17 protein-coding genes and 1 pseudogene are annotated in these 16,634 nt (G+C 59.3%); 13 read left to right on the top strand and 5 right to left on the bottom strand.

The features are described from left to right. The 3 genes from psbZ to NW819_RS09505 all read right to left on the bottom strand — a co-directional run. Window positions 1-142, bottom strand: a 142-nt coding sequence (psbZ, locus tag NW819_RS09515) for a photosystem II reaction center protein PsbZ (RefSeq protein WP_414413589.1), incomplete at its 3' end; no start/stop codon positions are given. A 145-nt stretch (window positions 143-287) separates the two neighbouring features. Further along, window positions 288-980 (bottom strand): queuosine precursor transporter, encoded by a 693-nt coding sequence (locus NW819_RS09510; protein ID WP_414413588.1) that lies wholly within the window; start codon window positions 978-980, stop codon window positions 288-290. Beyond that, window positions 980-1,636: a response regulator gene (locus NW819_RS09505; protein ID WP_414413587.1), complete on the bottom strand. Its 657-nt coding sequence runs from the start codon at window positions 1,634-1,636 to the stop codon at window positions 980-982. The genes NW819_RS09510 and NW819_RS09505 overlap by 1 nt, the downstream gene beginning before the upstream one ends. Window positions 1,637-1,891: 255 nt before the next feature. Between NW819_RS09505 and NW819_RS09500 the strand changes: the two genes are divergently transcribed. The 13 genes and pseudogenes from NW819_RS09500 to ribB form a co-directional block, all read left to right on the top strand. Further along, complete coding sequence (locus NW819_RS09500) at window positions 1,892-3,010, top strand: class I SAM-dependent methyltransferase (protein ID WP_011433647.1); 1,119 nt, start codon at window positions 1,892-1,894, stop codon at window positions 3,008-3,010. Window positions 3,011-3,171: 161 nt separating this feature from the next. Beyond that, window positions 3,172-3,633, top strand: a complete 462-nt coding sequence (locus NW819_RS09495; RefSeq protein ID WP_414413586.1) for a hypothetical protein — start codon at window positions 3,172-3,174, stop codon at window positions 3,631-3,633. Window positions 3,634-3,743: 110 nt separating this feature from the next. Then, a complete protein-coding gene (locus NW819_RS09490) occupies window positions 3,744-4,088 on the top strand; it encodes an MgPME-cyclase complex family protein (RefSeq protein WP_414413585.1) in 345 nt (114 codons plus the stop codon). Between the two features lie 27 nt (window positions 4,089-4,115). Further along, on the top strand, window positions 4,116-5,783 hold the full coding sequence (locus NW819_RS09485) for an MFS transporter (protein WP_414413584.1): 1,668 nt from the start codon (window positions 4,116-4,118) through the stop codon (window positions 5,781-5,783). A 139-nt stretch (window positions 5,784-5,922) separates the two neighbouring features. Beyond that, entirely contained in the window at window positions 5,923-7,092 is a 1,170-nt protein-coding gene (locus NW819_RS09480; protein WP_414413583.1) for a glycosyltransferase family 4 protein, read from the top strand. Between the two features lie 80 nt (window positions 7,093-7,172). Next, window positions 7,173-8,870: a PP2C family protein-serine/threonine phosphatase gene (locus NW819_RS09475; RefSeq protein WP_414413582.1), complete on the top strand. Its 1,698-nt coding sequence runs from the start codon at window positions 7,173-7,175 to the stop codon at window positions 8,868-8,870. 471 nt (window positions 8,871-9,341) lie between these two features. After that, complete coding sequence (locus NW819_RS09470; protein ID WP_414329334.1) at window positions 9,342-9,560, top strand: hypothetical protein; 219 nt, start codon at window positions 9,342-9,344, stop codon at window positions 9,558-9,560. 153 nt (window positions 9,561-9,713) lie between these two features. Continuing rightward, on the top strand, window positions 9,714-11,147 hold the full coding sequence (gene argH / locus NW819_RS09465) for an argininosuccinate lyase (RefSeq protein ID WP_414349809.1): 1,434 nt from the start codon (window positions 9,714-9,716) through the stop codon (window positions 11,145-11,147). A gap of 119 nt (window positions 11,148-11,266) precedes the next feature. After that, window positions 11,267-11,563, top strand: coding sequence for a DUF6464 family protein (locus NW819_RS09460; protein ID WP_414413581.1), 297 nt, complete (start codon window positions 11,267-11,269; stop codon window positions 11,561-11,563). A 160-nt stretch (window positions 11,564-11,723) separates the two neighbouring features. After that, window positions 11,724-12,212: a M67 family metallopeptidase gene (locus NW819_RS09455; RefSeq protein WP_011433657.1), complete on the top strand. Its 489-nt coding sequence runs from the start codon at window positions 11,724-11,726 to the stop codon at window positions 12,210-12,212. Between the two features lie 246 nt (window positions 12,213-12,458). Beyond that, on the top strand, window positions 12,459-12,740 hold the full coding sequence (locus NW819_RS09450) for a MoaD/ThiS family protein (RefSeq protein ID WP_011433658.1): 282 nt from the start codon (window positions 12,459-12,461) through the stop codon (window positions 12,738-12,740). A gap of 2 nt (window positions 12,741-12,742) precedes the next feature. After that, complete coding sequence (moeB, locus tag NW819_RS09445; protein ID WP_011433659.1) at window positions 12,743-13,912, top strand: molybdopterin-synthase adenylyltransferase MoeB; 1,170 nt, start codon at window positions 12,743-12,745, stop codon at window positions 13,910-13,912. A gap of 143 nt (window positions 13,913-14,055) precedes the next feature. Continuing rightward, window positions 14,056-15,204: pseudogene (gene ribB, locus NW819_RS09440) on the top strand (3,4-dihydroxy-2-butanone-4-phosphate synthase); the annotation flags it as partial. Window positions 15,205-15,239: 35 nt separating this feature from the next. Here ribB and NW819_RS09435 read toward each other — a convergent pair. Both NW819_RS09435 and NW819_RS09430 read right to left on the bottom strand, forming a co-directional pair. Beyond that, window positions 15,240-15,722, bottom strand: coding sequence for a hypothetical protein (locus NW819_RS09435; RefSeq protein ID WP_414413580.1), 483 nt, complete (start codon window positions 15,720-15,722; stop codon window positions 15,240-15,242). Window positions 15,723-15,836: 114 nt separating this feature from the next. Then, the coding region (locus NW819_RS09430; RefSeq protein ID WP_414413579.1) for a GntR family transcriptional regulator at window positions 15,837-16,634 on the bottom strand (798 nt) is incomplete at its 5' end.

The following is a 16,634-nucleotide window of genomic DNA, read 5'->3' as shown; positions in this document are numbered from 1 at the left end:
GCACCCAGAGCAGGGATCCCACCAGAATCACATTCTTGGCCCGGCTCCAGTCGCTGGCTGAGCTGTAGAGCACCGGCACCGCCACCACCAACAGCAAGCTGTAAAGCACCAACACCAACAAAGCAATTTGGAAAACAAGCATCATCTTGCGGATCCCTCACAAAAGTCTTGTCTTGGATAAAAGCTCCCGGTAACACCGGACGGCAGCAGGATAAATAGGATGACGCTCTGACTATACCAAAATAGGATCCCTCTCAAAGCCAAATCCGTTGGGGCAGTTGATGGACTCACCTGGATACAGGCTGGAGGCGGAAGGGGTTAAAGTCGGTTACCACATCGAAGTAGTCTTCTTGTTCTTGCTGCTTTAGCCAGCCGGTAATGGCATAGGTCAGGGGCGTGAACGCCGCCTCAACGGCACACTTGAACACATAGTTGGAGAGTATTAAGCTGCCCAGGCCAGGGAACACCCCCCAGAAGGCCAAGGTGACAAACAGTCCAGTATCCACCGCTTGGCCCACCAGGGTAGAGCCGATGGTGCGTGTCCACAGCCACCGTCCCCGCGTCCACACCTTCATGCGGGCCAGTACATAGGCGTTGGCAAAGCTGCCTCCCCAATAGGCGATTAAGCTGGCCAGCACAAGGCGGGGCGTCAGGCCCAGAATCTGGTCGTAGGCTTCTTGATAGGGCCAGTCGGGGGCGGCCGGCAGGGATCCCACGATCATGAACGTTACCGACATGAGGGCCGCCGAGAGAAATCCCAGCCAGATCACCCGTCGCGAGCGGGCATAGCCATAGACTTCGGTGAGGATGTCGCCAAAGATATAGCTGAGGGGGAAGAGAATGGTGCCCCCGTCAAAGGTAAACGGCCCCAGAAGCACGATCTTGCTGGAAGCAACGTTGGAGATCAGCAGCACGGCCACAAACAGAGCCGTCACTGCATCCAGGTGCCGATAAGCTCGCTCAAAGACCCTCTCAGACATCAGGATCCCCCCAACAACTTACGAATGTGCCGCAGCTCCTTGACGATCAAGGCCAAACTCTGGGCATGTCGCTCCACTTCGCCGGCGAGCTTGCTGATCTGGGCCTCCAGATTGCTGCTGCGGGATTCCTGACGCGCCAGGCATTGGTTGATCCCAGAAAGCCGCGCCACCACCTCCCGCTGGATCAGGTTTTCCGTACCTTGAATCAGCAGCGTCTCGATGGCGGTGAGCCGGTTCAGAATCAGTTGGGTGTTGGCTTCGGATCCCGGCTCCGGTGCAGCGGCAGGGGCAACCTGGAGGACCTTTTGGATAAGAGCCAAAAGGGCATCTGCCTCAAACGGTTTCTCGATGAAATCAAAATCGACAAAGGGCTCAGGAATGCGGGCAGTCACCTGTTCCTTCAGCCCCGACATCATGATGATAGGAGTATTTTTCAGACTGTCTTCGCGGCGGATGGCCTGCAAGGTGTCGTAGCCATCCATCTTGGGCATGACAAAATCCAGCAGGATCAGGTCGGGGTGATGTTTTTTGGCCGCTTCCAGCCCTGTCAACCCGTCTTTGGCCTCCACCACTTGGAACTGATCGGCCAAGATGCTGGCCACCATCTTGCGAATCATGATGCTATCGTCAATGACCAACACCGTCTTGGTTGTCATGCTGAGGCGCTCCCTCTTCCCATTATCAAATCGACCTGATCAGCCCCTTCCTCCAGCTCATAGGGCAATCGGGGACATCCTTTTGAGGACACCACTAGAGTACTCCCCTGCTTGGCCAGATGGGGTGTGCTCAGGGATCCAATTCCGCCAGGTTTTCCCCGCGCCCAGCGGCTGCCGGCCCGGCGTGGCCGCCTTGCTATAATTAAGTGTAAACAAACGTTAAGCCTTCATTCTTCATTCGCACCTTGCAGGGTTATGAGCCTACAACTAAGTCCTGAGCTGTCGCTGCCGATCCCATCTCCAGTCGGAGAAGCTGCCTACCGCGCTTTTCAGTGGGGCAAAAACATCTTCGGCTTTGCCCACAAAGCGCTCTCCACCCAAGCTTCAGATCTGATGCTCTCCGTGCTCAGGGATCTGCAAAGCTTCTCCTCCGGGAGGACCCCGCCGCCGCGGGCCAAGGTGCGGGTGAGCGCTGACACGCTACAGGTGTTGCGGGCCCGTTATGAACAACTCCTGCAAGCGGACTGGCAAGATGCTGAGGCAGGGTACTACCCGCACGCGCTCTTGTTCGACAACCCCTGGCTGGACTTTGCCCGCTATTACCCACAGGTGTGGTTGGATTTGCCGCAAATTACTCGGCGGGTTCACAGCAAGCGTTACCAAGAGTTTTCTCAAGACATCTCCACCGAGGGCTATCCGAAATACTACCTGCAAAATTTCCATTACCAAACCAACGGCTACCTGAGCGACAGCTCGGCTGAGCTTTATGACCTGCAGGTGGAGCTGCTGTTTGGGGGCACAGCGGACGCGATGCGCCGTCGGGTGATTCGCCTGCTCAAAGATGCCTTGGATCCCACCTTGGTCAGCCCCCACATCCTCGATGTAGCTTGTGGCACGGGGCGGATGCTGCGCCTACTGCGGGGATCCCTGCCCAAAGCGGCTTTGTACGGTCTGGATCTTTCCCCCGCCTATCTGCGCAAGGCCAACCGACTGTTGCAGGAGCTGCCGGGGGAGCTGCCCCAGCTTATCCGCGCCAACGCCGAGGCCATGCCCTATGCCGATGCCACCTTTGACGCCGTCATCAGCGTTTTTCTCTTTCATGAGCTGCCTGGCCCGGCCAGACAAAATGTCATCAACGAGATGAGTCGGGTGGTGAAGCCAGGGGGCGTGGTGGTCATCTGCGACTCGGTGCAACTGCTGGATTCGCCAGAGCTGAAGGAGACGATGGAAGCCTTTATGCAAACCTTCCACGAACCCTACTACCGCGACTACATCCACGACGATCTGGGGGTGCGCCTGCAACAGGCAGGCTGTGCGGTGCTGCGCCGGGAGACTCACTATGTCAGCGCCTACACCCTAGCCCGTAAGGGTTGAGCGCCCTTTCCACAAGCTTAAGAGGAAGAGTAAATCGGCGGTCACTTGTCCAGAGGGTGTATAGTAGTTTTAGACACGAAACCTTGGATGAGAAGACGGGCCACTGACTGGATAACCTTCAGGTGCAAGTCCGTCCGAACTCTTTTCTTGTACTTAGGCTCATGTCCCACCCCCATGGATCCCTCCGCGCCGGTATCACTGCTCTCAAGCAGGAGCGCTACCTGGAGGCGATCAACCTTCTCGAGTCGTTCTGCTACTGCTGTTCCATCCAAGAGAGACAGGAGCACCGCCTGAGCGAGCGCAATGGCTCGAGGGCAAATCCGGAAGAATGCGTTTTGGCTCGTGTAGCTCTGATCATGGCATATCAGGGCAGTGGTGACTTGGAGCGCTCAACTGCCCTTTGCCAAGAGCTGTTGGAGGAGAAGGAAACTCCTGAGTCCGCTCCCTGGGCTCGGGAATGGGCAGCTCAGGCTCTACCTACCCTCAAGCAGGCTTCAGAACACTCCATGCCCCCTGAGGAAGTCATGGCGCGGCTACCCGTTCTCCAGCAGTTGGAAGACTGTCAGCCCCTGTGTAGCTCCCGCGATCCGGCCCCGCACCTGCTCAAATCTGCCCATCTCTAAAGGATAGAGCCAGAGCTCGCAGCGGAAGCCGTGGACGCCCGACTCTGGCCTTTACTCTTGCATAGTTTCACAGCTTGATAGTTTCACAGCGACCTAGCGATCTTAGTCTTATGTCTGCAGCCGAACTGGCCACCTATCATTTTGTCGTTGCCAGCCTGTCCTTCTTGCGTTCTGAGCCCCTGGAAGAGGTGTTGGAGGAGCGTCGTCGATACTGCGAGGAGCACCATCACCCTGTCGATTTCTTCTGGGTGCCGCAGCCGGCCTTCATGGAGGCTCCAGAGTTAAAGCCCCTGCGGGACAAGTTGAAGGAGCCCCTGGGGGCAGTGGTATCCACCAACGCGGATTTTATTCGTTGGCTGAGCCTGCGCCTGACTTTTGTGGAAAAGGGCAGCTTTGTGGCTCCCAGCGAGTCGATCCCGGATCCCTTGCGCTCCTTGTCTGCCGCAGGAAGCTAGGCCTGCCGATTCCCAAGATTTGGGTTGGTGGATTGGAAGGCGGGCCAAGATAAGATCGGGGCACCCCATTTCCACTTTTGTTTGCTGACGGGATCCCATTCTGTTGTGGGGCCGACGTCGGGGAAATGGGCAGGTCACCTGGGGAGCATGATGACTTTGGAGCAACGATGGGGCTGGCCGGAGGGAGGGGCAGGGATCTGCCACCCCAGTTCCCCTCTCCAGAATCCCCCACCTGCGTCAACGCCAACTTGGGGGCTGAAGTCAGAAGCTCTCTTGCCTGAGCCGACAGCAAGCCCCGCCCTCAGCTCGCCGGAGTGTTCTCCTGGGGATCCCCTGCCGGAGCCACCCCCTGAGGATCCCGAAAAGGGGCAAAAAGCAGAGAAGGAAGATCAAGGTCTGTCTGAGCCGGGCCTGAGCAACTTTGTAACCGTGCTGCGCCGGCGCAATTTCCTGCTGCTGTGGATGGGGCAGGCGTGTTCCCAGTTGGCGGACAAGGTGTTGTTGGTGCTGCTGATTGGGTTGGTTGCCCGCGAATTTCAGCCGGAAGGGGCTTCCATCAGCGGTTGGGTCTCGGCCATCATGCTGGCTTTTACGCTGCCGGCGATGCTATTGGGCAGCCTGGCAGGGGTATTTGTGGATCGCTGGCTGAAAAAAGGGGTGTTGGTGCTCTCCAACCTGGGGCGCGGGATCCTGGTGCTGCTGTTGCCGCCGCTGCTTTGGCTTACCGCTGGGCGCGACCTTTGGCCGGGGATCCCCTTGGGGTTTGCGGGGCTGTTGCTGGTGAGCTTTGCCGTCTCGGTTCTGACCCAGTTTTTTGCTCCTGCCGAGCAGGCGACTTTGCCCCTGATCCTGCCGAAGCGAGAGCTGCTGGCGGCCAACTCCCTGTACACCACCACGATGATGGCTTCGCTGATCGTCGGGTTTGCCGTGGGGGAGCCGCTGTTAACCCTGGCAGATCGTTGGGTACGCCATTGGTTGCCGGGCTGGGAAGTGGGTCCGGAGCTGTTGGTGGGAGGAGCCTACCTCTTGGCGGGATCCCTGCTGTTGCTGCTACAACCCCATGAGAAGCTGGAGCCCCGGCGTTGGGAAGTCCCTCACCTCTGGGAAGATCTCCGGCTGGGCCTGCACTATGTCGGCCAGGTGCCCCTGATCCGAGCTGCTTTGGTGCAGGTGGTGGTGCTTTACTCGCTGTTTGCGGCGCTGGCAGTTTTGGCGGTGCGCATGGCCGAAGTGATGGCAGAGCTGAAGCCGGATCAGTTCGGGGTGTTGTTGGCCGCTGCTGGCCTAGGCATGGGGATCGGCGCCTTTTGGGTGGGCCATACGGGCCGACGGGTGAGCCGCCGCGCCTGGGTTGGCCTGGGATCCCTGCTGCTCTGTGGGGCTCTGGCAGCCCTCTCCTGGACGACCCACTGGCTGCTGCCCAGCTTGGGCTGGATTGCCCTGTTGGGCTGTGGCGGGGCTCTGGTGGCGGTGCCGATGCAAACCTTGATCCAAGAGGAAACGCCCGACCATCTGCGGGGCAAGATCTTTGGGCTCCAGAACAACGCCGCCAACATTGCCCTCAGTTTGCCGCTGGTGTTCACGGGATTGGCAGAAGCCCGCCTTGGCCTTCCCTGGATGTTTGTGGCCCTGTCTGTTCTGACGGGGCTGGCGGGGCTGTACACCTGGAGCTTATTGGGCAGAGAGGCCCCCTAAATCCTGCCGCAGCGCCAGGCTGGATACCCTCTTCTGGGGGAACGGGCCAAGGCAGGAGCCAACTCTGCTACTCTTGTAGAGGTTTAAGAATCGAGACTCCTTTTGCAGCTCAGCGTTTCAGCTCCGCGGGGATCCGCCCATGCACATCGCCTGGATAGGCAAAAAGACACCTTTCTGTGGCAACGTCACCTATAGCCGCGAGATGACCAACGGCCTTTTGGATCGAGGGCATCAAGTGAGCTTTTTTCACTTCACCAACGAGGGCCAACCGCCCGCCCTGGATCCTGGAGGTGAAGGCTGGAGGGCGGAGCTGGATCGTCGAGACGTTTCCCTCCCCTGTCTGTACAAATCGCAGATTTACACGATCCCGGCCCCCAACGCCAAGCGGTTGCTCACCCAGGCCCTCAAGGAATTGCAGCCGGATCTGGTGCATGCCTCCTTGACCATTTCTCCCATCGACTTTGTGCTGCCGGAGATCTGTGCTGAGCTCAACCAGCCGCTGGTGGCCACCTTCCACCCGGCCTTCGACCGGCGGCGGCGCAACATCGCCTCTCGCACCCAATACTTGGCCTACCAGCTCTACGCCCCGTGTTTGGCCAACTATCACCGCACCATTGTCTTCTCGGAAACGCAACGGGAGATCTTGGTCAAACTGGGGGTGAGCCCCCAGCAGGTGGTGGTCATTCCCAATGGTGTGGATGTGGACAAGTACGCGCCTGGGCCCTCCACCCTCAAACAGCGGTTGGGACTGGAGCGGATCTTCGTCTATCAAGGGCGGGTCTCGCCGGAAAAAAACCTGGAAGCCCTACTCAAGGCTTGGAAACACGCCCAAATGGGGGAGAAGTGTGGTCTGCTGATCGTGGGGGATGGGCCACTGCTCAACACCCTCAAGCCCTGCTACACCCTTCAACATGGGATCCACTGGCTGGGCTATATTGCCGACGAGCAGCAACGCATCGAGATCTTGCGAGGAGCCGATGTGTTTGTTTTGCCCTCCTTGATCGAGGGGCTCTCTTTGTCCCTGTTGGAGGCGATGGCCTGTGGGCTGGCAGCGGTAGCCACCGATGTCGGCGCTGATGGCGAGGTTTTGGCCGATGGAGCCGGGATCCCGCTGGATCCGACACGGGTGACAGCAGAGCTGCAAACGCTGCTGCCTTTGCTGCGGGATCAACGGGAGTTTACCCAACTGCTGGGGATGAAGGCCCGCCAGCGGGTGCTGGAGCGCTATACCCTCAGCCACAACCTCAGCCAGGTGGAACAGCTCTACCGAGAGCTGTGCCAGGGATCCCGTCAGCATCGCCGGGTGTGAGGGATGAGTGTGATGAAGCTTGTGATATTTTTGCTAAGCTGTTTCGTTACGTTTCCAAGGGATTAACGCCAGTCTTCCCGATGGATGATCACAGCCCCCAAAAGGCCGTTTTAGGGCAGCCCCCTGCCGGGCTGTCAGATTCTTTGTGGTCAGAGTCCTTGCTGGCCCAGGATTCGGGCAAAAATCCCCTCCCCCCCAATGCTCCGTCGCTGTCGCCCACGGACAATTCGGGGGACTTGCGCTCAGCTCAGACCGGCCAGGATGAGGATCCCACCTCTTCAGGTGCCGTTGCGTCCGATGATAGAGAGCTGCCGGAGGTCAAGCCGGCCATTGTGCCTGCCCCTGCAATGCCGGATCGGGTGGCAGAACTGGAGAGAGAACACCATCGGATGCAGTATCTGCTGGCGTGGCTGGCTTTTGCCCTGCGCTCCTTTAACAACTTGAACCAGATCCTGGAGCTGACGGCTTTTGTGGCCAGCCAACTGACCGATGCCGAAGGGGGAGCCCTGGTTTTGTTCAATCCCAACGGCACCATCCAGTTGGATCAACTGCATTGTTCCGATCTCAATCACCGCGAGCAGATTCGGGCTGAGATGGAGCAGATCGCCCAAACTCTCTCGGCTCAAGAGCCCATTCTCAAAACGGAGGGATCCCTGTCTGTTAAGATCCCTGCCCTTGAACACCTCTTGGACGAACGGTTCCGCCAGAGCTTGGGGCCGGATGTACGCCTTTTCGGCACGCCGCTGCTGATTCGCAACTCTGTCCAGGGTCGCTTGTACGTCTTCAGCCGTCAGCCTGGCTACCACTGGGATGAACGTCGCCAACAACTGTTGCGCTTGGTCGCCGATCAGGCAGGGGTGGCCATCGAAAATGACCGCTTGACGGCAGCCTTGCGCCGCAAGATGGCCCTGGAAAAAGAAATGGAGATTGGCTCTTACATCCAGACCCAACTGCTACCTCGGGAGTGCCCTCAAGTCAAGGGGATTCGCCTGGCAGCCCGTTGCCGGGTGGCCAGCAAAGTGGGGGGCGACTACTATGACTTCATCAAGATTCCCGGCGAACGCCTGGAAACATCCGACTCATCTGAAGAAACGGCAGGCTTTCGCTTGGCCATCGTCATTGGGGATGTGATGGGCAAAGGGGTGCCCGCCGGCCTGTTGATGACCATGACCCGCGCCATGGTGCGGGCGGAGGCCCTCAACCGCCATTCGCCGGCCCGTGTTCTGCAACATCTGAACCGGGCCATGTACAGTGACCTGGAAAACTCCAATCGCTTCATCAGCCTGTTTTATTCGGAGTACGATCCCCGCTCCCATCGCCTCTGCTTCAGCAACGCGGCCCACAACCCCACCCTGTGGTGGCAGGCCCGCACCCGAGAAATTCAACCCCTGGACACAGAGGGGGCGCTGATCGGCTTGGAAGAAAACAGCCACTACTCGGAAAGCTGCGTGCAACTGCAACCCGGGGATGTGGTGGTGTACTACACCGATGGCTACACGGAGACAGCCAACACCCGCGGCGAGCGCTTGGAAACCTCTGGGCTGATGGACGCCATCCAGTATGCTGCCTGTCGCTACGACTCCCCCGAAGACATTTTGGAGAGCTTGTTTGAGCAGATGGATGCCTTCCGAGGCCGTCGGGGATCCCACCCTCTTCCCCTATGGCTGCCCGAGGATCCAGAGCTCCTGTTGCAGGACGAGATTTCCCTGCGGCCTGAGCCCGTGGACGACACAACGCTGGTGGTGTTGAAGGTGTTGCCCGACTCCGAGCCAGCCTAGCTAAAAAAGTTCAAACTCAGGGTTAATGACAGCAGGCCGCAACGCTCACAATAGCTCAAGCAAGCTACTCAACGCTACTGGGCTGGGCAGCAACGGTGGGTTGGTTGACGTGGTTTTGCCGGACTACTAGGCTAGTTGGTTAGTTCTGGCATGCGTTCTGCATGGGCTAAAGCCTGCTCCAGCTTTAGTCTGTGTGGCTCTCTCAGAGAGCAAGGAGCGGCTACCTGCAGCTTGCGGGGAAGTCACGCCTGGGGAGATCCCTCTGGCGGGGCAGTGGGGGTGATCTCTGCTGCCAGCCATAGTTCGTTAAGGCAGGAAGAAAGCAGAAGCGCGGCAGACGCTGAGCACTCCGCGCCGCCGGTGCGAGTGGAAGTGTTTGTTGGCGTTTCGTAGGTCTTTCAGAGCGGTACGCTCTAGCTGGTGGAGCTACCAGGTTGGCTGCACTGTGTTATCTACACCTGAGGTACAACCATGAACTTCTCTCCTTCTGGGTCTGAAACCGCTTCGGTTTACTTGCCGGCCCCCGCGGCTTTCCAGACGGAAATGATTGTCGGGCAGGTGTTCCGACAGGATGTGCTGGGCGATATCCGCAAGGGTTGGAATGGCTTTGTGGAATCGGGCCAAATTTGGGCGCTTTTGATAGGGATCGTGGCGGGCTACATGCTCAAGAGCATCACCAGCTCCCACTAGAGCCTTGTCGCCATTGCTCTAGCTGGATCCAGTTGGCCTGAGCCGGCGGGGTTTTGGCCGTCGGCGGTCGGTTTCTGTGTTTTTTCTCCACAACTGCAGTGGGGTCTTCCTACGGTGGTCAATCCTTCTCCCCATTCTTCCGGTTCCCAGCCAATGTCTGAGCCGACGGTAACTTCCACCCCTCGCCCCTGGAGCCAACGCTTCGAGGGATCCCTGCACCCTGCCATTGCCCGCTTCAACGCCAGTATCGGCTTCGACATCCGCCTGCTGCCCTACGATGTGGCCGGATCCCTGGCTCATGTGCAGATGTTGGCCGCTTGTGGCATCCTGACCCAGCAAGAGGCCGACCAGATCCGGTGGGGATTGGAGCAGATCCAACAGGAAGCGGCTGCCGGCACCTTCCGGCCCGATCCAGAGGCAGAGGATGTCCACTACGCCGTCGAGCGTCGTTTGGTGGCTTTGGTGGGGGAAGTGGGAAAAAAACTGCATACCGGGCGCTCCCGCAATGACCAAGTGGCCACCGATCTGCGTCTCTATCTGCGAGATCAGATCGATCACCTTCGTCAAGCCCTCTGGGAGCTGCGCGGAGTTTTGTTGGACTTGGCCGAGCGGCATCTGGAGACAATCCTGCCCGGCTACACCCATCTGCAACGGGCTCAGCCGATTAGCTTGGCCCACCACCTCTTGGCCTATGAAGAAATGTTCTGGCGAGACTGGCAACGGCTGGGGCGGGTGCGGGAAGAGGTGAATGTCTGCCCCCTCGGATCCGGGGCTTTGGCCGGCACTTCTCTGCCCATCGATCGGCAGCTCACCGCCCATCTGCTGGGATTTGAGCGGATCAGCGCCAACAGCTTGGATGCCGTCAGCGACCGGGACTACCTGGTGGAGTTCCACGCTGCCGCCAGCTTGATTTTGGTGCATCTCAGCCGCCTCTCGGAAGAGATGATCCTCTGGGCTTCCCAGGAGTTCGGCTTTGTCACCCTCACCGATGCCTGTGCCACCGGCTCCAGCCTCATGCCCCAGAAGAAAAATCCCGATGTGCCGGAGTTGGTGCGCGGCAAGGCGGGGCGGGTGTTTGGCCATCTCCAGGCTTTGTTGGTCACCTTGAAGGGGCTGCCGCTGGCCTACAACAAAGATCTCCAAGAAGACAAAGAGGGACTATTCGACACGGTCGATACCCTGAAAGCCTGCCTAGAGGCGATGACCCTTCTGCTGCGGGAAGGGATCCAATTTCAACCTGAGCGCATGGCGGCTGCTGTGCAGGAAGATTTCTCCAACGCCACCGATGTGGCCGACTACTTGGTGCGCAAAGGGATCCCCTTTCGCACAGCCCATGATTTGGTGGGGCAGATTGTGCGCATTTGTTTGGCAGAGGGGATCCTGCTGCGGGATCTGCCCTTGGAGCGCTGGAAAACCTTCCACCCGGCCTTTGAGGCGGACATTTTGACGGCCATTGAGCCCCGCCAGGTGGTGGCCACGCGGCTCAGCGCCGGGGGAACGGGCTTTGCCGTGGTGCGAGAAGCCCTGCAACGGGCCCAGGCCCGCCACCAGCAGCCAGAGCCATCGGAAGAAACTCCACAAACTTAAACTGAACTCAAGGAGAGTTTGCAATTCTTGGGTTCTTCTCGCCAGTGTGTGCCATCCTGAGGTTCTCAGCCATCCAACGCAACTCCCAGCCTGTTGGCCTCTTCCCTGGGTATCGTTCCATGTTGGATAACCTCACCGCCCACGTCCTCGCAAATGCGGCCAAGCGTCGCTGGCGGGAACGCGCCTACAGCCGATTTTTGCAAGATTGGCGACGGCAAGTGGTGCTGCTGCGCCGTCAACGGGCCGGCGAATTTGGCCCACCCCTGGGGGATCCCTCTTGTGTTTTCAGTGCCCACTCGGCTTGGTTGCGCTGTGCCGTCCATCCCCAAGGGCCGTGCCAGGGTTGCCCCCACTATGCCCCCGTCACCCCTCCAAAGCCAGAGCCACCTCTGGGTTCACTCGATGGACGGGTCTGACCGCGCCACACTGGTGGCCGAACATTTTCAGCAGCGGCGGCCTCTGCGGAACGGCCTGCCCGTTGCGCCCCAATGGCATCCGTGTAGCTAAGTTGAGGGATCCCCGGCCAACTTGTGCCAGAATAAAAGAACGGTAACTCCATCGGCAAAGGCGAGATTCATGGCCCTCTACCTCTCGGCAGACCACCTTCACAGCATCCGCCAGCACGGCGAACAAGCCTTTCCCCACGAGAGCTGCGGCATTTTAATTGGGGAAATCCGGGGATCCGACAAGATCATCCACGAGCTTTGGTCGGTGACCAACACCTGGGATCAAGCGGAAAACCCTCTGGCAGACGGGGAATCCAGCCGCCGCCGCTTTTTGATCGATCCGGCGGATTTCAAGCGGGCCAACGACCATGCGGTGCGCAAAGGGCTGGGGATCCTGGGCACCTATCATTCCCATCCCAACCATGCGGCCATCCCCTCCGAGTTTGATCGGCAGCATGCTTTTCCCTGGGGCTTTTCCTGTGTGATCGTCAGTGTGCGCGAGGGCAAGGCAGAAGAGGTGGTGAGCTGGGTTTTGGATGAGCAGGAGCAGCCCCAACGGGAGCCGATGCAGATGCTGGAAGACATTCGCATCCCCCCGCTCCCGGCTTTGGCAAGCTAGAGTCGTTTGGGCTTTGCCGCTGTTTCAGGCTGAAATTCACGGCTAAGTTCAGTTGGGATCCTTGAAAGCTGGGATGGGTACCACCGGAAAAAGCGGTAGTCTAGTGCTGAACCTTGTCTGTAACATAGCTGAATCCTCAAAGTCAGTAGACAGCCCCAACAAGATCGACAAACGGATAGGTCAGCCCAGATCCTCTGGATCCTCAAAAGTCTCTAGTAGATACCCAAGATCTCTCCCCGAACTCCCATGGCAACCAAAGTTCTGATCCCCTCTCCCCTGCGCCCCTACACCGACAACCTGGAAGCTGTCGAGATCGAGGGCAGCAATGTTGGCGAAGTGATGGGCAACCTCATCGCCCGCTATGGCGAGCTGAAGCGCCACCTCTACACCGAGGATGGGAAGCTGCGCAATTTTGTCAATGTCTACCTCAACGACGAGGATGTGCGCACGTTGCCCCAAGGCAACAACACCCCCGTGGGAGAACAAGCCGTCATCAGCATCGTTCCCGCTATTGCCGGAGGGTTGTGAGCATGTTGAACCTGGACACCAGCCAAGTCAGCCTCTCCCGCGAGGAGATGGAGCGGTTTTCTCGGCATTTGATCCTGCCCGAGGTGGGCCTGGAAGGACAGAAGCGGCTGAAAGCCGGAAAGGTGCTGTGCATTGGCACCGGCGGGCTTGGCTCGCCCCTGTTGCTGTACTTGGCGGCAGCCGGCGTGGGGCGGATTGGCATCGTCGATTTTGATGTGGTGGATGTGTCCAACCTGCAGCGGCAGGTGATCCACGGCACCTCCTGGGTGGGCAAGCCGAAGGTGGAATCGGCCAAGAACCGCATCCTGGAGATCAACCCCCACTGTCAAGTGGATGTTTACAACACCGCCCTGAAGGCCCACAACGCACTGGAGCTGTTTGCCAACTATGACGTGATTGTGGATGGCACCGATAACTTCCCCACCCGTTACCTGGTGAACGATGCCTGTGTGTTGACGGGCAAGCCCAATGTCTACGGCTCGATCTTCCGCTTCGAGGGACAAGCGACGGTCTTCAACTACGAAGATGGGCCCAACTACCGGGATCTCTACCCCGAGCCGCCCCCACCAGGACTGGTGCCCTCCTGCGCCGAAGGGGGAGTGTTGGGGATCCTCCCCGGCATCATCGGTGTTATTCAAGCTACCGAAACCGTGAAGATCCTGCTGGGCGTGGGCACAACCCTAAGTGGGCGGCTGCTGCTTTACGATGCCCTGAACATGAGCTTCCGGGAGCTGAAGCTGCGCAAAAACCCCGCCACTCCTCCCATCACCCAGCTTATCGACTATGAGCAGTTCTGCGGGATCCCGCCAGCCCAAGCCACAGAACAAGCTGGCCAGACAGAGATCCCCGAGATCACTGTGGCCGAGCTGAAAGCGCGGATGGATGCTCACCAAGACTTTGTGTTGGTCGATGTGCGCAACCCAAATGAGTGGGAGATAGGCCGGATCCCTGGTGCTCACCTGATCCCCCTGCCCCAAATTGAAAACGGCGACGGGGTGGAGCAGGTGCGTCGCCTCCTTAACGGCTCAGAGCTGATCGTCCACTGCAAGAGTGGGGCACGCTCGGCCAAAGCCCTGAAGATCCTACAAGCTGCTGGGATCCAAGGAAAAAACCTGCGCGGGGGGATCCTCGCCTGGGCAGAGGCTTACGATCCCTCGATTCCCAAGTACTGACTCTGCCTTGGGATCCCTACCTGTCGCCCGGTTTGCTCTAGCATAGATCCGGCAGATCCGGTGCCCAGAGCCGGCTGTGCCAGGTTTTCCCTTTTTGCGTCCCCTTTTCCATGAGCGCCATCCCGCAGGCCGAGACAGAGACGATCTTCCACTCCATCCCCGAAGCCCTCGAAGACCTCAAGTGTGGTCGCATGGTCATCGTGGTCGATGACGAAAACCGAGAAAACGAAGGGGATCTGGTCTGTGCTGCCCAGTTTGCCACGCCCCAAGCTATCAACTTCATGGCCACCTACGGGCGGGGCCTTATCTGCCTGGCCATGCAGGGATCCCGCCTCGATGAGCTGAAGATCCCGCTGATGGTGGGGCAGAACACCGACAGCAACCAAACTGCCTTCACCGTCAGCATTGATGCTGGGCCGGAAGCCGGAGTTTCCACCGGCATTTCCGCTGCCGATCGCTCCCGCACCATTCAGGCGGCCATTCACCCGAATACACGGCCCGAAGATCTGCGCCGCCCTGGGCATGTCTTTCCGCTGCGGGCACGGGAGGGCGGGGTGCTCAAACGGGCTGGCCATACGGAAGCGGCGGTGGATCTGGCGATGTTGGCCGGGCTGTATCCGGCGGGGGTCATCTGCGAGATCCAAAACCCAGACGGCTCCATGGCCCGCCTGCCCCAGTTGATCGAATATGCCCGTCAGCACGATTTGAAGATCATCACCATCGCCCACCTCATCGAGTACCGCTTGCGCACCGAACAACTGGTTCACCGAGAGGCTGCCGCCACCCTGCCAACGGAGTTTGGCCAGTTTCGGGTTTACGGCTACCGCGATAGCCTCAACCAAGTCGAGCACCTGGCCTTGGTGAAAGGGGATCCGACCCAATTTGCCGCTGAGCCCGTCCTGGTGCGCGTCCATGTGGAGTGTCCCCTAGGGGATGCGCTGGGATCCCTGCGCTGCGATTGTCGCCGCCAATTGACAGCGGCCCTGAAGATGATCGACCACCAAGGCAAGGGGGTGCTGGTGTACCTGCGCCGGCAAGAGCAGGAGCTGAGTCTCATCGAGCAAATCAAGTCCTACGCCCGGCAAGATCTGGGACTTTCTGAAACCGCGCCACCGGTGGCGATGGACTTGCGCGATTACGGCATCGGCGCCCAGATCCTACGGGATGTAGGGGTGCGCAAAATGCGCCTGATCAGCAACACCTCTCGCCACATCAGCGGCTTGAAAGGATTTGGCCTGGAAGTGGCCGAGCGCGTGCCCCTGCTGGTGGAAGAGCCGGATCTCAATTTGCATGTGGAGCCGTCCTGTTCCCTGAAACCGATTCCGGCCTAGGCCTGTAGAGCGTTGTAGGGCCGAGGGCTATGGTGGAACAAAGACTGGGGTGCAGCCGGCTCGCCATCCACCACATAAGCCTTGGATCCCCAGCCCCAGAAAGACCAGAAAGGACGTTCGGGCCCCGATGGAGCCGTCATTGCTATGCGACGCTTCCGCGCTGGTGACAGGGGTGCGGAGCACTGGCGCGCCGGCGAGACGGAGTCCCTGGCTGTGGGGCTCAAGAGTTGCTTTGGCAAGACGGGAATGTCGGATCCCACCTGTGACCACACCTCATAGCTCCGAGGGCGCACCACCACCAGGCTGATCAGGGATCCGTGATCCATGTCGTAGCGGCAACTGGCGATGGCCTCTTGCAGCTGAGAAAAGCCCCGGTTGAAGACGTAAAAATGGTCTTGGAAGCGGATGGCCTCCCAGAAACCTTCCCGTGTAACCGCCACATAGTCGTGATTGGCGGAGGCGTAGTCGAGGATCACCATACGTGTAAAGACTGATCAGCGATGAATCAAAGTGAGTAAGCTTTTACCGTATTTCCACTTAAACACGATATCGGGCAGCCTGTCATCCGCAAAATGGCTCACCTGCAACAAGGCTTAATGGGTTTCTTTGCCTTGCAAACTGCTACTGCTTGCGTCCCCATCTCCTCCGGCTCCAGGGATCCCACCCAGTTCCCGTCGCAGCTCGGCCATGGCTGCTTCTCCGATGTGGGGGGTGGCGCAGACTAGGTTGGGTGTGCGGATTAGATCGGCTCGGGCTTGGCGCACCAAGACCCGCAGGGTGGGGTAGCTGGCCTCATCGCAAATCAGCGTATGGGCGCGGCGGATTAGGGATCCCACCCGTTCCGTATCCGAGATCACTGCCGTCAGCACCAGCAGGTCTCCTCGCAGACTGTGGACGATCACCTCGGCAACCTCCAGCAGGGCAGTGCTGATGCTCACCAGCCCCAGACAGGCGTAGGAAGGCAATTGGCGGATCAGGGCAATTTCGCGGGCGTAGTCGGACACCTCCACTGTCAGAACACGGGCCCCCCGGGGTTGGGCAATGGCCTCGACGGCGCTGAGAAAATAGTGCAGCGTCACCACAGTGCCGGACTGGATCTGATCCAGAACGGTGGCCAGCTCCTCCAGGGGCACCAACTGGACCCGGATGCCCAAAGTCTGCTGGATTTGCTGGGCCATCAGTTGTCCTGTACCCAAATCCCGGTTGGGCACACACACCAGCACTTGGGCACTGCAGCGCAATCGCCAATCGATCTCCGCTAGCAGCAGATCCCGCACCTGCTCCAGAGAAAAGCCTTGCTGCTGAAGCTGATCGATGCCCTGACGCACCTGTTGCAGGGCCTGTTTGGATCGATCCAGATTTGGGTTGAGAAAGTGCTCCGCACCGCTGAC

The sequence above is a fragment of the Synechococcus sp. R8-2 genome (assembly GCF_047461715.1).
Taxonomy (GTDB): domain Bacteria; phylum Cyanobacteriota; class Cyanobacteriia; order Thermostichales; family Thermostichaceae; genus Thermostichus.
Note: the sequence above shows the minus strand (reverse complement) of the source record. Positions and strands in the feature narration are given on the sequence as shown.

Excerpts from the sequence above, each read along its gene's own strand:
- NW819_RS09470 (WP_414329334.1), top strand. The coding sequence starts at position 9,342 with ATGAACTTCTCTCCTTCTGGGTCTGAAACCGCTTCGGTTTACTTGCCG.
- moeB (WP_011433659.1), top strand. The coding sequence starts at position 12,743 with ATGTTGAACCTGGACACCAGCCAAGTCAGCCTCTCCCGCGAGGAGATG.
- NW819_RS09510 (WP_414413588.1), bottom strand. The coding sequence starts at position 980 with ATGTCTGAGAGGGTCTTTGAGCGAGCTTATCGGCACCTGGATGCAGTG.
- NW819_RS09455 (WP_011433657.1), top strand. The coding sequence starts at position 11,724 with ATGGCCCTCTACCTCTCGGCAGACCACCTTCACAGCATCCGCCAGCAC.
- NW819_RS09495 (WP_414413586.1), top strand. The coding sequence starts at position 3,172 with ATGTCCCACCCCCATGGATCCCTCCGCGCCGGTATCACTGCTCTCAAG.
- NW819_RS09475 (WP_414413582.1), top strand. The coding sequence starts at position 7,173 with ATGGATGATCACAGCCCCCAAAAGGCCGTTTTAGGGCAGCCCCCTGCC.
- NW819_RS09460 (WP_414413581.1), top strand. The coding sequence starts at position 11,267 with ATGTTGGATAACCTCACCGCCCACGTCCTCGCAAATGCGGCCAAGCGT.
- NW819_RS09500 (WP_011433647.1), top strand. The coding sequence starts at position 1,892 with ATGAGCCTACAACTAAGTCCTGAGCTGTCGCTGCCGATCCCATCTCCA.
- NW819_RS09450 (WP_011433658.1), top strand. The coding sequence starts at position 12,459 with ATGGCAACCAAAGTTCTGATCCCCTCTCCCCTGCGCCCCTACACCGAC.
- NW819_RS09480 (WP_414413583.1), top strand. The coding sequence starts at position 5,923 with ATGCACATCGCCTGGATAGGCAAAAAGACACCTTTCTGTGGCAACGTC.
- NW819_RS09435 (WP_414413580.1), bottom strand. The coding sequence starts at position 15,722 with ATGGTGATCCTCGACTACGCCTCCGCCAATCACGACTATGTGGCGGTT.
- NW819_RS09490 (WP_414413585.1), top strand. The coding sequence starts at position 3,744 with ATGTCTGCAGCCGAACTGGCCACCTATCATTTTGTCGTTGCCAGCCTG.
- argH (WP_414349809.1), top strand. The coding sequence starts at position 9,714 with ATGTCTGAGCCGACGGTAACTTCCACCCCTCGCCCCTGGAGCCAACGC.
- NW819_RS09505 (WP_414413587.1), bottom strand. The coding sequence starts at position 1,636 with ATGACAACCAAGACGGTGTTGGTCATTGACGATAGCATCATGATTCGC.